Origin of the sequence: Priestia sp. LL-8 (assembly GCF_036227845.1) — a bacterium.
In the GTDB taxonomy this organism is placed as follows: domain Bacteria; phylum Bacillota; class Bacilli; order Bacillales; family Bacillaceae_H; genus Priestia; species Priestia zanthoxyli.
The window spans coordinates 1370340-1384906 of sequence record NZ_JAZAQH010000001.1; the positions used below are offsets into that span (position 1 = coordinate 1370340).

The 14567-nt window shown below is 39.1% G+C and carries 17 protein-coding genes; 15 read left to right on the forward strand and 2 right to left on the reverse strand.

Annotated features, from left to right (window positions below; genetic code table 11):
* The first annotated feature begins 11 nt into the window (after window positions 1-11).
* From ctaD to ctaG, 4 genes are read left to right on the forward strand one after another with little or no spacing between them, the layout of a single operon-like run.
* Window positions 12-1877 carry a cytochrome c oxidase subunit I gene (ctaD, locus tag U9R83_RS06925; protein WP_013082312.1) on the forward strand — a complete coding sequence of 622 codons (1866 nt, stop codon included), beginning with the start codon at window positions 12-14 and terminating at the stop codon, window positions 1875-1877.
* On the forward strand, window positions 1877-2497 hold the full coding sequence (ctaE, locus tag U9R83_RS06930) for a cytochrome c oxidase subunit III (protein ID WP_013056081.1): 621 nt from the start codon (window positions 1877-1879) through the stop codon (window positions 2495-2497). Before ctaD ends, ctaE begins: the two co-directional genes overlap by 1 nt.
* 4 nt (window positions 2498-2501) lie before the next feature.
* Window positions 2502-2834, forward strand: a complete 333-nt coding sequence (gene ctaF, locus U9R83_RS06935) for a cytochrome c oxidase subunit IVB (RefSeq protein WP_014460982.1) — start codon at window positions 2502-2504, stop codon at window positions 2832-2834.
* Between the two features lie 57 nt (window positions 2835-2891).
* Window positions 2892-3830: a cytochrome c oxidase assembly factor CtaG gene (gene ctaG / locus U9R83_RS06940; RefSeq protein WP_080564795.1), complete on the forward strand. Its 939-nt coding sequence runs from the start codon at window positions 2892-2894 to the stop codon at window positions 3828-3830.
* Between the two features lie 36 nt (window positions 3831-3866).
* On the opposite strand, the gene U9R83_RS06945 is transcribed toward ctaG, so the two are convergent.
* Window positions 3867-4226, reverse strand: coding sequence for a YugN family protein (locus U9R83_RS06945; protein ID WP_013056084.1), 360 nt, complete (start codon window positions 4224-4226; stop codon window positions 3867-3869).
* Between the two features lie 185 nt (window positions 4227-4411).
* On the opposite strand from U9R83_RS06945, the gene U9R83_RS06950 reads away from it, so the two are divergent.
* The 4 genes from U9R83_RS06950 to U9R83_RS06965 all read left to right on the forward strand — a co-directional run bounded on the left by U9R83_RS06950 (window position 4412) and on the right by U9R83_RS06965 (window position 7641).
* Window positions 4412-4831 carry a CBS domain-containing protein gene (locus tag U9R83_RS06950; RefSeq protein ID WP_013056085.1) on the forward strand — a complete coding sequence of 140 codons (420 nt, stop codon included), beginning with the start codon at window positions 4412-4414 and terminating at the stop codon, window positions 4829-4831.
* A 190-nt stretch (window positions 4832-5021) separates the two neighbouring features.
* Window positions 5022-6038: a CAP domain-containing protein gene (locus tag U9R83_RS06955; protein ID WP_243549000.1), complete on the forward strand. Its 1017-nt coding sequence runs from the start codon at window positions 5022-5024 to the stop codon at window positions 6036-6038.
* An 84-nt stretch (window positions 6039-6122) separates the two neighbouring features.
* The gene (locus U9R83_RS06960; RefSeq protein ID WP_014460979.1) at window positions 6123-6899 is read left to right on the forward strand and encodes a sporulation protein YpjB; all 777 of its coding nucleotides are present in this window, start codon (window positions 6123-6125) and stop codon (window positions 6897-6899) included.
* Window positions 6900-6963: 64 nt separating this feature from the next.
* Window positions 6964-7641, forward strand: coding sequence for a zinc metallopeptidase (locus U9R83_RS06965; protein ID WP_014460978.1), 678 nt, complete (start codon window positions 6964-6966; stop codon window positions 7639-7641).
* A gap of 30 nt (window positions 7642-7671) precedes the next feature.
* On the opposite strand, the gene U9R83_RS06970 is transcribed toward U9R83_RS06965, so the two are convergent.
* Window positions 7672-8538: a YitT family protein gene (locus tag U9R83_RS06970; RefSeq protein WP_013082317.1), complete on the reverse strand. Its 867-nt coding sequence runs from the start codon at window positions 8536-8538 to the stop codon at window positions 7672-7674.
* Window positions 8539-8850: 312 nt separating this feature from the next.
* On the opposite strand from U9R83_RS06970, the gene U9R83_RS06975 reads away from it, so the two are divergent.
* Genes U9R83_RS06975 through U9R83_RS07005 form a run of 7 tightly spaced genes read left to right on the forward strand, consistent with a single transcriptional unit; the run spans window position 8851 to window position 14437 of the window.
* A complete protein-coding gene (locus U9R83_RS06975; RefSeq protein ID WP_013056090.1) occupies window positions 8851-9180 on the forward strand; it encodes a nucleotide pyrophosphohydrolase in 330 nt (109 codons plus the stop codon).
* 13 nt (window positions 9181-9193) lie between these two features.
* On the forward strand, window positions 9194-9994 hold the full coding sequence (gene dapB, locus U9R83_RS06980) for a 4-hydroxy-tetrahydrodipicolinate reductase (RefSeq protein ID WP_013056091.1): 801 nt from the start codon (window positions 9194-9196) through the stop codon (window positions 9992-9994).
* 12 nt (window positions 9995-10006) lie between these two features.
* The gene (gene mgsA / locus U9R83_RS06985; protein ID WP_013056092.1) at window positions 10007-10405 is read left to right on the forward strand and encodes a methylglyoxal synthase; all 399 of its coding nucleotides are present in this window, start codon (window positions 10007-10009) and stop codon (window positions 10403-10405) included.
* A 10-nt stretch (window positions 10406-10415) separates the two neighbouring features.
* Window positions 10416-11126, forward strand: coding sequence for a bacillithiol biosynthesis deacetylase BshB1 (gene bshB1 / locus U9R83_RS06990; RefSeq protein WP_014460977.1), 711 nt, complete (start codon window positions 10416-10418; stop codon window positions 11124-11126).
* Complete coding sequence (gene bshA, locus U9R83_RS06995) at window positions 11127-12254, forward strand: N-acetyl-alpha-D-glucosaminyl L-malate synthase BshA (protein ID WP_013056094.1); 1128 nt, start codon at window positions 11127-11129, stop codon at window positions 12252-12254. It begins immediately after the preceding gene.
* Window positions 12255-12269: 15 nt separating this feature from the next.
* The gene (locus U9R83_RS07000; protein WP_014460976.1) at window positions 12270-13463 is read left to right on the forward strand and encodes a CCA tRNA nucleotidyltransferase; all 1194 of its coding nucleotides are present in this window, start codon (window positions 12270-12272) and stop codon (window positions 13461-13463) included.
* Window positions 13448-14437, forward strand: a complete 990-nt coding sequence (locus U9R83_RS07005; RefSeq protein ID WP_226701092.1) for a biotin--[acetyl-CoA-carboxylase] ligase — start codon at window positions 13448-13450, stop codon at window positions 14435-14437. Before U9R83_RS07000 ends, U9R83_RS07005 begins: the two co-directional genes overlap by 16 nt.
* Window positions 14438-14567 lie beyond the last annotated feature (130 nt).

The following is a 14567-nucleotide window of genomic DNA, read 5'->3' on the forward strand; positions in this document are numbered from 1 at the left end:
GAGGTTTAGCGATGAGTACACTCAGTCAAAAGAAGGGTGTAGGTGGAACAATTTGGGACTTTATGACAACCGTTGACCATAAGAAAATCGCCATTCTTTATTTAATTGCCGGCGGTATCTTTTTTCTAGTCGGAGGAGTGGAAGCACTATTTATACGTATTCAGCTGGCTATACCAAGCAATGACTTTGTCAGTGCAGGAACGTATAATGAAATTTTAACAATGCATGGAACAACGATGATTTTCTTAGCCGCCATGCCGCTTCTTTTTGCCATGATGAATGCAGTTGTTCCGCTGCAAATCGGAGCTCGAGATGTAGCATTTCCATTTTTAAATTTGTTAGGTTTTTGGTTGTTTGCCTTTGGGGGACTCTTTTTAAATCTAAGCTGGTTTTTAGGAGGAGCACCTGATGCAGGTTGGACATCATATGCTTCGCTGTCTATTGCATCGCCTGGTCACGGAATTGATTTTTATGCGATAGGTTTGCAGATTTCCGGAGCCGGGACATTGATTTCAGGTATCAACTTTCTCGTAACAATCATTAATATGAGGGCACCAGGTATGACTTATATGCGTATGCCGCTGTTTACGTGGACGACGTTTGTTGCATCAGCTCTTATTTTGTTTGCGTTTCCAGCACTGACGGTTGGATTGTTTTTAATGATTTTTGACCGCTTGTTCGGTGGAAACTTTTTTGACGCCACAATGGGTGGAAACACCATTATCTGGGAACATCTTTTCTGGATATTCGGTCATCCGGAAGTATATATTTTAATTCTTCCAGCGTTTGGTGTTTTCTCGGAAATTTTACCTACTTTTTCAAGAAAGAGATTATTCGGATACTCGTCGATGGTTTTTGCTACCGTATTAATCGGATTTTTAGGGTTCATGGTGTGGGCTCACCACATGTTTACAACCGGACTTGGGCCGATTGCAAATGCCATTTTTGCTGTCGCTACGATGGCCATCGCCGTTCCAACTGGAATTAAGATTTTTAACTGGCTGTTTACGCTTTGGGGAGGAAGTATTGAATTTACGTCTCCGATGCTGTATGCGGTCGCCTTTATTCCATCATTTGTTATCGGGGGAGTAACAGGAGTTATGGCAGCTGTAGCACCTGCAGATTATCAATTTCAAGATTCTTATTTTATCGTTGCTCACTTCCATTACGTTATCGTAGGCGGTGTCGTATACGCTATATTAGCAGGTGTCACATACTGGTGGCCAAAAATGTTTGGGAAGATGTTAGATGAAAAGTTAAGTAAAGCAACGTTCTGGCTCTTTTTAATTGGTTTCCACTTAACGTTCTTTATTCAGCATTTCTTAGGTCTAATGGGGATGCCTCGCCGCGTATGGACGTTCTTGCCTAATCAAGGTCTCGACCTTGGGAATGCAATCAGTTCATCAGGAGCTGCTTTCATGGCGGTTGCTACGCTCATTTTACTTGTTAATATTATAAAAACAACTGCCAAAGGACAAAAGGTAGGAGGAGACCCTTGGGGAGACGGACGTACATTAGAATGGGCTATTTCATCTCCTCCTCCAGAGTATAACTTTAAACAAACGCCCCTTGTACGCGGGTTAGATGCATATTGGATTGAAAAAATGGCAGGAAATAAAGAAATGACGCCAGCCGAACCTCTTGGTGATATTCATATGCCAAACTCGTCGTTTATTCCATTTATGATATCGCTTGGAATGTTTATTGCAGGGATTGGCTTTTTGTATCGAAATGATCACGCGTGGGGAGATATTGTAGGGATTATCGGAATGATCGTCATGTTTTTATCAATGTTCTTCCGTTCATGGATTGATGATCACGGCTTTCATATTCACAAAGAAGACTTAGTTGATGATGACAAGGAGGCGAAGATGTAATGGAGACTGAACAAAAGCTAACTGCTGAAACTTTCCCTGCTTCGCCTGAAAAAGCAACGCTTGAAGGGAAAAATAAATTTACTGGCTTTTGGCTCTTTTTAGGCGGAGAGACGGTTTTGTTTGCTTCACTTTTTGCTACCTATTTAGCTTTACGTAATTCAACGATGTCAGGACCTAAGCCAGAAGAATTGTTTGATATTAAGCTTGTTTTTGCAGCCACAATGATTTTATTAACAAGTTCACTAACCAGCGTATATGCTATGTATCATATGAAAAATTTTGAATTTAAAAAGATGCAGTTATGGTTAGGCGTTACGTGGCTTTTAGGTTTAGCGTTTTTAGGGCTAGAAATTTATGAGTTCAGGCATTATGTTCATGAAGGACATACGTTTACAAGCAGCGCATTCGGTTCTTCTTTCTACGCGCTGGTTGGGACACACGGAGCTCACGTAACGTTCGGATTGCTTTGGATTGGTTCTTTGATGATTCGAAATGCGAAGCGGGGGCTAAACTTATATAACGCTCCTAAATATTATGTCGCAAGTTTATATTGGCACTTTATCGATGTTGTGTGGGTCTTTATTTTCACAGTTGTATATTTAATGGGAATGGTGGGATAAGCTGATGACGACAAATCAATCAAACTCAGATAACCCAAGGCTCAATTTAGAGTATCGTAAAAAAAGAAACGCAGAAGATATGAAGATGCAAGTTATCTCTTTTGCGATGATGTTGTTTTTAACACTAATTGCTTTTTTTGCGGTTTATCAAGAGTTTAGCGGATGGTACATTATGCCGGTGATTGTGCTCTTGGCGGTTGTTCAAGTCATCTTTCAACTTTATTATTTCATGCATATGAACCACAAAGGACATACCATACCAGCATTTTTCTTGTATTCAGGCGTATTGGTAGCTCTTTTAACCATTTTAGCTTTTGTAACCATTATTTGGTGGTAAAGAAAAGGGCTGGCATGCGCCAGTCCTTTTCATCATCTGTAGAAGGAGGAATAGATGTTGATTAACAATTTGCAGATGTTTGGTTTTGAAGCACTTTGGAGTCCTTACTATTTTTTAACCATTTGTCTGGTGACCGTCTTATATTTTTTCATCGTTGGTAGATGGAGAGGGAATTTTATAGGAGCGGTGGCCGTAGAGAGAAAAACAAAAGCGTATTTTGTTATCAGCATGGTTCTTTTATATATATGTAAAGGAGGACCTGTAGATTTACTAGGGCATTTTATGTTTAGTGCTCATATGACGCAAATGGCAATTGTTTACTTGGTGATTCCTCCGCTTTTTATTTTAGGAATTCCGCCGTGGTTAGCTCGTTCTGTTATTTATGTAAGAGGGGTTAAACCTGTTTTTAAATTTTTTACAAAGCCCTTAATTGCTCTACTATTATTCAATGGGTTATTTTCTTTGTATCATATTCCGCTGCTTTTTGATGTTATTAAAACGGATATGACGCTCCACGGAATCGTGAGTGTTGTATTATTTATCGCTGCTTTTTGTATGTGGTGGCCACTCGTTAATCAGCTAGAAGAAGAACAAACGCTAAGTTCTTTAAAAAAGCTTGGATACATTTTTGCAGATGGCGTACTCCTTACTCCAGCGTGCGCGCTGATTATTTTTGCAAATCATTCTTTGTATGCGACGTATACAGACTCAAGCGCTTGGGTACAAGCTCTTTCCCTTTGTGTACCGCCTTCTATGATTGCAAGTTTGGGGCAGCTTGCTCCCGAGATGTTTAATACGCTGCCGCCCGTGGAAGATCAGCAGCTAGGCGGCGTCATTATGAAGATCATTCAAGAAATTGTGTATGGAACGGTTTTAGGCTTTATTTTTTTTCAGTGGGCTCGAAAAGAACGAGAGAAAGATACGTACATGCCTGATTTTACTGAGCCTCAAGATATAAAACCAAAGGAATTTCCGTCTACTCCTCCTTTGAATTAAAAAAAGCGCAGTCTGATTACTGCGCTTTTTCTAATTCTATAGCTGAACGGTTTCAAGCTGTGATTTGATTTGTGTTAATATCTTTTCACACTGTTCTACAAGGGATGGCGGAAAATATTCGCCGTCTCCATATTCTACACCGTGAGGATAATAATGTTTGCCTAGTAGAGGTGTCATAAGATGAATAACAGCATGCCTGCCCCCTACGTCGCCTGAAATAGCATGTCCTTGGACTCGCAAATAGAAGGTATCTCGCTGAAACTCGAATTTTCGATCGTACGTGACGCGTTCATAATCCCATTGTCCGGCGCGGACCAGACCAAATTGATGCATAATCTCATCTAATAAATCTAAATCAACCTTTAATGAATCAAATTTTGCATATTCAAATTTCATATGAACTCCCTCCCAAAACAGATATACCCCAATTAAATCATAAGCTGAATGGATAAAACTTGCAATATCTAATAAGGAAAAATGTAAACGTTATCTATTTTTATTTAAACGTTTTAAATGCGAAAGTTTACTAAAAAGTTGGTCACACTATAAAACGAGCACACGATGTAAAGGAGGATAAAACAATGAAAACTGTACAAGAGGTAATGACAGCTGATACGGAAACATGCACCACGCTTGATAACGTATATGAAGTAGCAGTGAAAATGAAGGAATGGAATGTAGGAGCAATTCCAATTGTTGATAGAGATCAGCTAGTAGGAATGATTACAGATCGAGACTTAGTTATAAAAGGCATTGCAGAAAAGAAGCCGAATTCAAGTAAAGTAACGGATGTTATGAGTGAAGAGCTTATAACTATTACAGCCGAAGCCTCTGTAGAAGAAGCTTCTAAGCTTATGGCTCAACATCAAATCCGTCGTCTTCCCGTTGTGGAAAATCAAAAGTTAGTAGGGATTGTATCGCTAGGTGATTTATCAACGTTTCGCTATGCAAATGAACGTGCAGGAGAAGCGCTCTCAGACATTTCACAACAAACGCATTAAAAAGCGAAAGCCAACTGTTTGCAGTATATTCGTAAATAGTTGGCTTTTTCTTTTGTTTCCTCCATACCGATAGCTATTTTTTTTTGAATGCATGTATAATAGAGATAAAAATAAGTTAAACAGGTAAAGAAAACAGGTGTAAGGAGAGGAAGAAAAGCTGAAAAAAGTTATTTTTATTCTCGTATTAATAGTGGCATTTGTATACGCGGAGGATTATTTACCTCAGCTAGAGAAATATCTAACGGGTCAAAATACTGAGCAAAACCAAACGGATTCCAAAAGTCAGCCCACCCAAGAAGTGGCTTCTTATGAAAAACAAAGTGAAAATATGATGAGGCTCATTGGAGATCATTCAGAACAGTTAATTGGAATGCTTGGAGAGCCGGATCGTATTGATTCTTCTGCATATGGCTATGACTGGTGGATTTACAAAAAGAATCGTCAAACGTATGCGCAGGTAGGAGTAGAAAATAATCAAGTCGTATCTGTATACGTCATTGGCTCAAAAACCAATACAGATCCTTTTGAGATTGGTGAGAAGCGAGAGGAAGTAGAAAAAAGAGTTTCACTTTCATCCGAACTCACGCTTCAAAAAGACGGAAATGAATACCGATTTCGTCTGAGTGAAGAGGATATGAAAATGCGTCCCATTATTAAATATGGAGATGTATACGTCCAACTATATTTTGATCAGTTCCTTAATACAATCTCAAGTATTCGAATTATGGACATGGACACGCTATTAAAACAGCGTCCGTACGAAATTGTTTACCGCGGCGAGCTTCCCACAGCTCCGTCATTGACATCGGAGGAGTGGAAAAGTGTCCAAGAAGGAGAAGAGCAGCAAATTATCGATATTACAAATGTAATTCGAGACCGGTTTCAGCTGTCGCCTTTAGCTTGGGACGAAGCCACTGCCGGAGTAGCTTATTTACACAGCAAAGAAATGAGCGACTTAAACTATTTCTCTCACGTTTCACCAGCACAAGGTGATTTAGGCAACCGTCTGCAAAAAGGTGATGTAGTATACCGTATCGCGGGCGAAAATATTGCCTCGAATTATCAGGATGGAATCGCTGCGGTTGAAGGGTGGCTTAATAGTGAGGGACATCGTAAGGCTTTACTCAATAAAGAGTTTACGCGTCTTGGTGTAGGTGTATATGAGAAATATTATACGCAAAACTTTATCACTCCGATGAATGAATAGTAAGATTAAAACTTCCTTTTGAAAATAGGTCTACTCTTGTCCTCTTTCTCATAAGTTTTAGTAGAGGTTAGAGGAGGGACGAGAATGAAAGGAAGAATAGTAGGAATATTGCTCGTACTTTTCTTTGCATATACGACTACTGTACATGCAGCTGAAGGGCAGTGGGAAAAGCTTGATAACTTATCTGATCAAACGCTATCGCTTGTAGAGCAAAAGGAGTATAAAGCAGCCCAACATTTGTTCAGAAATTTTTCGAATGAATTTACCAGTCTCAATACAGCTTCTTTGGGCGTATCGGCCGAAGATATACGTATTTTAACTCTTTGTTATGAACAGGTAGAAAGGTCTCTTTTATCTTCTGATTCCAGTGATGAAGAACGTCTTCAAAAAGCTACTCAATTTCGATTATTAGTCGATGCGCTGCACAGCAAGCATCAGCCTATGTGGACTGAACTCGAAGGCAGTATGCTAGCAACATTTAAAGAGATGCGAAATGAAGCGGTAAAAGGAGAACAAGCGGCTTATGAAGCGCAGCTTAAGCAATTTTTAAAGGAATATGATATGATCTTACCGAGCGCACAGGTAGACGTGTCGTCTCCCTACGTACAGCGTGTGAGCGCAGACGTTCACTTTTTACAAACTGAAGGAACGCTAAGTGAGATTAACGATGAGCAGTTTAACCAAATGGAACAAAACTTAAAAGATTTTTTTGAACAAGTAAAAGAAAATCGTACAGACCCGTCTTTTATTTGGGTTACAATCACCACTGGAAGTATTATTATTGCTACACTTTTTTATGTAGGAGCGCGAAAGTATTTCGCTGACCAGAAAAGAAAGTCAGCTAGAGGGCGTAATGATTGACGTAAAAGCGCAGAATTGTCTAAAATAAAAGAGTAGTCAAACACATAATGAAAGGTGTGGGTAAATGAGCTTTTTGATTTATTTTCTCATTATTATCCTTGTGCCAATTTGGGCACAGTTTAAGGTGAGAAGTGCTTACAAAAAATATTCAAAAGTAAGCAACTCATCAGGAATGACAGGCGCAGAAGTAGCAAGAAAAATTTTGGATGAAAACGGATTGTACAACGTTCACGTAGAGCCTGTAGGCGGATTTTTATCGGATCACTACGATCCTCGCTCAAAAGTTATTCGTTTATCAGAAGACAACTATTACGGAACGTCTGTCGCAGGCGCTGCCGTTGCGGCTCACGAAGTGGGACACGCGATTCAAGACAAAGAAAACTATTCGTTTTTACGTCTTCGCCACTCGCTTGTACCGGTGGCAAGCCTTGGATCAAACGCTTCTTGGATTTTAATTATGATTGGAATTATCGCGTCGATTAAGCCGTTGCTATTGTTAGGTATTATCTTCATGGCAGCAGCGGTCGTATTCCAAGTTGTAACACTGCCTGTTGAATTTAACGCTTCAAGCCGAGCGATGACGCAAATTGTCTCAGTCGGTGCGATTCGAAATGACGAAGAGCGCGAGACGCGCAAAGTGCTTAACGCAGCGGCTTTAACATACGTAGCAGCCGCAGCAGTAGCAGTTCTTGAGTTGGTTCGTTTAATCATGATTTATACAGGAATGAATAACGACGACTAATAAAAAAAATACCGCATTAGCGGTATTTTTTTATCTTTCAAGCGGTTTTTTATTTTCATCAAGGGTAAATCCTTCGCCTAAGACATCATGAACATCCGTAACTGCAACGAATGCGTGTGGATCTACAGAAGTAATAACTTGCTTTAAACGGAAAATTTCATTTTTACTAACCACGCAGTATAGCACGTTGGTATCTTGCTTAGAAAAAGAACCTTGGCCTTTTAAAATCGTCACGCCTCGATCCATTTCTTTCATAATTTTATCCGATATGGCTTCGTTATGATTTGAAATGATCGTTGCTCCTTTGGCGGCATACGCGCCGTCTTGCATAAAGTCAATAACCCGTGCAGCGACAAAGACTGCAACAAGTGTGTACATAGCTTCTCGATAGGATAAATAAATGAGAGATGCACTAATCACAATAAAGTCAAAAAGAAACATCGTTTTCCCCATATTCCACCCGATATATTTTTGAACAACACGTGCGATGATATCGACTCCTCCTGTTGTTCCTCCAAACCTGAAAATAATACCAAGACCCACTCCAATAAAAACACCGGCAAAAAGAGCTGCTAGAGTCATATCATGACGCAGGGGCATATTCACCGGGAAGCGCTGGAATATCCATAAAAATAGCGATAAGCTGACGACTCCGAGCATGGTATAAATAAAGGCTGTTCTCCCTAATAGTTTCCACCCTACAAAAAACAAAGGAATATTTAACACTAAGTTAGAATAAGAGGGATCAATGTTAAATAAGAAAAATAAAAGCAGGGTAATGCCCGTGAATCCACCTTCAGCTAAATTGTTTTGCATGTTAAAATTAACAAGTCCAAACGCAAATATGGCAGCACCAAGCAGTATAAAAATAATATTTTTTAATCTGAGACCTTTCATACTTACAAACCTCCTATGACCGTTTTTGCACTACCTTATCATAAAGGAATATATTTCATTTCGTAAATAACTATCGAAAAGATTTTTGAAAATAGTAAAAAGTGATGATGTTTCTTCTAGTGCTATGTATTAGTAGTATCCTCAATTCGTAAAATATAGACAGATTTTTGAGAATTAAGGGAAACGTGAGGAATATTGCGAAAGAGCATCTGACAAAGGCTTGATAAGAAGAAGTAATTACACTAAATAATTTGAAGTAAAGATGTTATAATAGTAAGCTGAGTGTACTTCTAAAAGAGGTGAAATAAAAAGATGTCAAAAAAAACGATGGAGCAAATGCAGCAAGAAGTTGATGCATATATTAGCCAATTTAAAGAAGGATATTTTAGTCCTCTTGCTATGCTTGCGCGAATGTCGGAAGAAGTGGGCGAATTATCACGCGAAATTAACCACTATTATGGTGAAAAGCCGAAGAAAACGACTGAAGCAGAACGTACGGTCGAAGAAGAAATGGGCGACATTTTATTTGTATTAATTTGCTTTGCAAATTCATTAAATATTGATTTACAAGAAGCGCATGATCGCGTTATGAATAAATTTAATACGCGTGACAAAGATCGCTGGACGAAAAAAGAAGACTAAGGAGAGAAAAAGAATGGACAAAATTCGAATTGTACTTGCAGGACCAAGAGGTCGTATGGGAAAAGAAGCTGTATTATTAATAGAAGAAACAGAGCATTTTGAATTAGTAGCAGCGGTAGATCGTATCAATGAAGGAAAATACATAAGTGATATTGAAGGAATGCCAAATGTACAAGCGCCAATCTACACGGATATTGAAAAATGTTTTCAAGACGTTAAAGCAGATGTTTTAGTTGATTTGACAACACCTGAAATTGGGCGCGTTCATACTAAAACAGCTCTAACATATGGAGTAAGACCTGTTGTAGGAACAACTGGCTTTTCAGAAGAAGATTTAAAAGAATTAAAGCAGCTTGCTGAAGAGAAGGAACTTGGCTGTATCATTGCACCTAATTTTGCGATTGGCGCTATTTTAATGATGAAGTTTTCACAAATGGCAGCTAAATACTTTGATGATGTTGAGATTATTGAAATGCATCACGATCAAAAGTTAGATGCACCATCAGGAACAGGCTTAAAAACAGCGGAGCTTATCAGTGAAGTTCGTGAAGCAAAAAAACAAGGACATCCTGAAGAAAAAGAATTACTAGAGGGCGCACGCGGTGCAGATTATGAAGGGATCCGCCTACATAGCGTACGTTTGCCAGGACTGATTGCTCACCAAGAAGTGATGTTCGGAGGATTTGGACAAACATTAAAAATCCGTCATGATTCATACAACCGTGCTTCTTTTATGTCAGGTGTGAAGCTAGCTGTTGACACAGTTATGAACGTAGACACACTTGTATATGGGTTAGAAAATATTATTGACTAAGGAGCGAGAAAAATGAAAATCGCCTTAATTGCACATGATAAAAAGAAAAATGATATGGTACAATTCACAACAGCCTATCAAGCGATTTTACAGGAACATTCGCTGTTCGCAACAGGAACAACAGGAACACGTATTTCAGAAGCAACAGGTTTGAAGGTTCACCGCTTTCAATCAGGACCGCTTGGAGGAGATCAGGAGATAGGAGCTTTAATTGCTCAAAATGAAATGGATATGGTTATTTTTTTCCGCGATCCGTTAACAGCTCAGCCTCATGAACCTGATATTTCAGCTCTGATGCGTCTATGTGACGTCTATGCGGTACCTCTTGCAACGAATATGGGAACAGCAGAGATTTTAATTCATGGACTTGAACGAGGCGATTTGCATTGGCGTTCAATTATAAAAAAATAGGGTGAAGATAATGAAAGAAACAATAGATATCCTTGCCTTTGGTGCTCATGCCGATGATGTAGAAATCGGCATGGGTGGAACCATTGCAAGAATGAGTGAACAAGGTTTGAAGGTAGTTATTTGCGATTTGACGCAAGCTGAACTCTCTTCAAATGGAACGGTTGAAATTCGAAAACAAGAAGCGTCCAAAGCGGCTGATGTCTTAGGTGTTCATGAGCGAATTCATCTGAATTTGCCAGACAGAGGTTTGGTTTTAAAAGCAGAGTATATAGCTGAAATTGCATCAGTCATTCGCACGTATCAACCAAGGATTATATTTGCTCCTTATTTTGAAGATCGTCATCCTGATCATGGAAATTGTGCAAAGCTTGTAGAAGAGGCCATGTTTTCAGCTGGCGTTAAAAATTACATCGATAGTAAGAAGCAAAAAGCTCATCGTGCTGAGTCCCTTTATTTCTATATGATAAATGGATTTCATAAGCCAGATTTTATCGTAGATGTATCAAGCACGTTTCAAAAGAAAGTAGCTAGTCTAGAGGCTTATAAAAGTCAATTTATAAAAACAGCAGATACGTTTGATACGCCGCTGGTAAACGGATATATTGAAACGGTAGAGAGCAGAGAGCGATTATTTGGCAAAGAAGTCGGGGTAGCATACGGTGAAGGTTTTTTATCTAAAAAACCGATTTTAATGTACGACGATTTAGTAGGTGGAAAATAAATGAAGTTAAAAATTGGTATTACATGTTATGCTTCCGTTGGAGGTTCAGGAGTGGTAGCAACGGAGCTAGGGAAGCTGCTGGCTGAAAAGGGGCACGAAATTCATTTTATTTCCTCTAGCATGCCTTTTAGATTGACGAAAGTATATCCAAATATTTATTTTCACGAAGTAGATGTAAATCAGTACTCCGTCTTTAAATACCCTCCGTATGATCTTGCTTTATCCAGTAAAATGGCTGAAGTGGCTAAAAGAGAAAAGCTTGATATTATTCATACGCACTATGCAATCCCCCATGCCGTTTGCGGGATTTTAGCTAAACAAATGGTGGAGCACGAAGTGAAAATTGTGACGACTCTTCATGGGACAGATATTACGGTTCTAGGAGAGGATCCATCGTTAAAAGATTTAATTAAATTTGGAATTGAGAAATCAGATGCAGTGACGGCTGTATCTCAGTCACTTGTTGATCAAACTCACCATTTAATTAGTCCAGATAAAGAAATTGAAACGATGTATAATTTTATTGATGAACGAGTTTATCATAAAAAAGAAGTTCAGTATTTGAAAGCGGAGTATGGCATATTAGAAAATGAAAAAGTCGTTATTCATATTTCAAACTTTCGTCAAGTCAAACGAGTTACAGATATAGTCAAAACATTTGCTATTATTAATAAAAAGCTTCAGTCTAAGCTGCTGCTTGTAGGAGACGGCCCTGAAATGACGGTTGTGTCTCAATTAGTAAGAGAGCTAAATCTTCAAGATTCTGTATTATTTCTTGGGAAACAAGAAAATGTAGCAGAATTATATTCGATTAGCGATTTAAAACTGTTATTATCTGAAAAAGAAAGCTTTGGGCTTGTACTTTTAGAAGCTATGGCTTGTGGTGTTCCATGCATCGGAACAAATATAGGCGGAATTCCTGAAGTAATTGAACACGAAAAAACAGGATATATCTGCGAAGTGGGAGACGTCGAAGAGGCAGCGAGCAAAGCAATTCAGCTACTTGAAAATGAACAGCTGCATCACCAAATGAGGGAAGCGTCTCTAAGCGCAGTTAATCATAAATTTCATTCAACAGAGATTGTGAGTCAATATGAAAAACTTTATTATAAATTGGTACAGGGTTGAAGAATGGAGGAAGTTATGAAAGAACCGTTCATTCATCCGCTTTATATTATTGAAAAACTGGAGACAGCCGGTTACGAAGCGTATTTTGTTGGAGGAGCGGTCCGGGATCTCATTTTAAATCGGACGATTGGAGATATTGATATTGCTACGTCAGCTAGGCCTGAACAAGTGATGGAACTCTTTCCTAAGACGATTCATGTAGGAATCGAGCATGGTACGGTTGTCGTTGTCCATGAGAACGAGACCTATGAGGTAACCACTTTTCGCTCTGAGGGAGAATATGATGATTTTCGTCGTCCCTCGTCCGTTACGTTTATTTCGTCTCTGATAGAAGATTTGCAGCGTCGCGATTTTACAATTAATGCAATGGCTATGAATGCAAAAGGAGAAATCATTGATCCATTTAATGGAAGAGAAGATTTACGAAACCAGTTAATTCGTACTGTCGGAAATGCTAAAGAACGCTTTCATGAAGATGCTCTTCGTATGATGAGAGCCGTTCGCTTTGTCAGTCAGCTGGCGTTTTCGCTTTCTGATCAAACTAAAAGAGCCATTCAGCAATACGGTGAACTGCTGAGGCATGTTTCTATTGAACGCATTACAGTTGAATTCGAAAAAATGCTGAGCGGAAAGCGTCCGTCTTTAGCATTAGCACTTGTAGCAGATACGGAGCTGTATCGCTACTTGCCCCAATTGAATGTAGATCCGCAAAAATTCCGATCTGTTTGTGCACACGATTGGATGATGCTTCAGCGAGTATCGGAGTCATGGACACTTCTGGTACATCTACTCGACATTCAAGACAAGCAGGCATTTTTTAAAAGCTGGAAATTATCTAATAAGCAAATTAAAGATATTCAGCTTCAGTCTATTGGTCTTCGAGACGTTTTGGAAAATGGATGGTCAAAACGCATCATGTATACAATTGGAGAGCAGGCCAGCGTAAGTGTGAATCGTATTCTACAACTTCTTCGAAGCAATGAGTATATGAATGAACATGAGCTTCTTTACATCTATAGCGAGCTGCCTATTCATTCTTTAAAAGATTTAGATATAAATGGTCAAGATCTTTTAGTTTGGACAGGTAAAAAAGGTGGTCCATGGGTGTCTCAACTGTTAAAAGAAATTGAGGAGAAAGTTCTATACAATGAGTTAAGGAACACGAAATCTTCAATAAGAAAGTGGGTGCAGTCTTGCAGTCAGATATAAGAAGAACGCTGCTTGAAATGTTTACGAACGCAGATGGGGACTATGTGTCCGGCCAAAAGATCAGCGATTTATTAGGCTGTTCAAGAACAGCTGTATGGAAGCATATCGAAGAACTGCGAAAAGACGGCTATGAACTTGAAGCTGTTCGTAAAAAAGGCTATCGCATTGTTGGGAAGCCAAACAAAGTAAGCAGCAACGAGCTTTTATTAGGGCTCCAAACAACAAAAATCGGTCAGTATATTCATTATGAGGAAAGCGTGCATTCTACTCAAAAAATTGCTCATCGAATTGCTCAAGAAGGAACTAAAGAAGGAACGGTCGTAGTTGCTGAAGAGCAAACGGCAGGGAGAGGAAGACTTGATAGAGCGTGGTATTCCCCAAAATATACTGGTGCCTGGATGAGTATTATACTGCGTCCTTCTATCCCTCCGCAGCAGGCTCCTCAGCTGACTCTACTATCAGCAGTGGCTGTCGTACAGGCCATTCAAGAAGTGACGAACCTTTCTCCAGACATTAAATGGCCTAATGATGTTTTATTAAACGGGAAGAAGCTAGTTGGGATTTTAACAGAAATGCAGGCAGATTTTGACCGGATTCATTCGGTCATCATTGGGATCGGCATCAATGTGAATCAGCAGGAAACGGATTTTAATGAACAAATCAAACACATTGCCACATCTTTACGTATTGAAAAAGGTGAAGAAATTAATCGTGCAGCTTTGATGCAAGCGTTTTTCTTAAAGTTAGAAACCCTTTATGAAGAATACTTAAAAAATGGCTTTGGTTTAATTAAAGTTCTTTGGGAAACTTATGCAATCAGTATTGGCAAGCGAATTATAGCGCGCACGATGACAGCCAACATTGAAGGCTTTGCAAAAGGTATAACAGATGAAGGCGTTTTATTGATTGAAGATGATGAAGGAGTTATACACCGAATCCATTCTGCAGATATTGAGCTCTCTGCTAAAAAATAGTAGAAAAATAAAGAAATTTTTATTATAATACGAGTATCAAGGTAGTATCGCAAGAACTTCACTTGATACTCGTTTGTTTATTTTTAATACGACAATAAATCTGCCTTGATCCATTAAGGACTAGGACAGA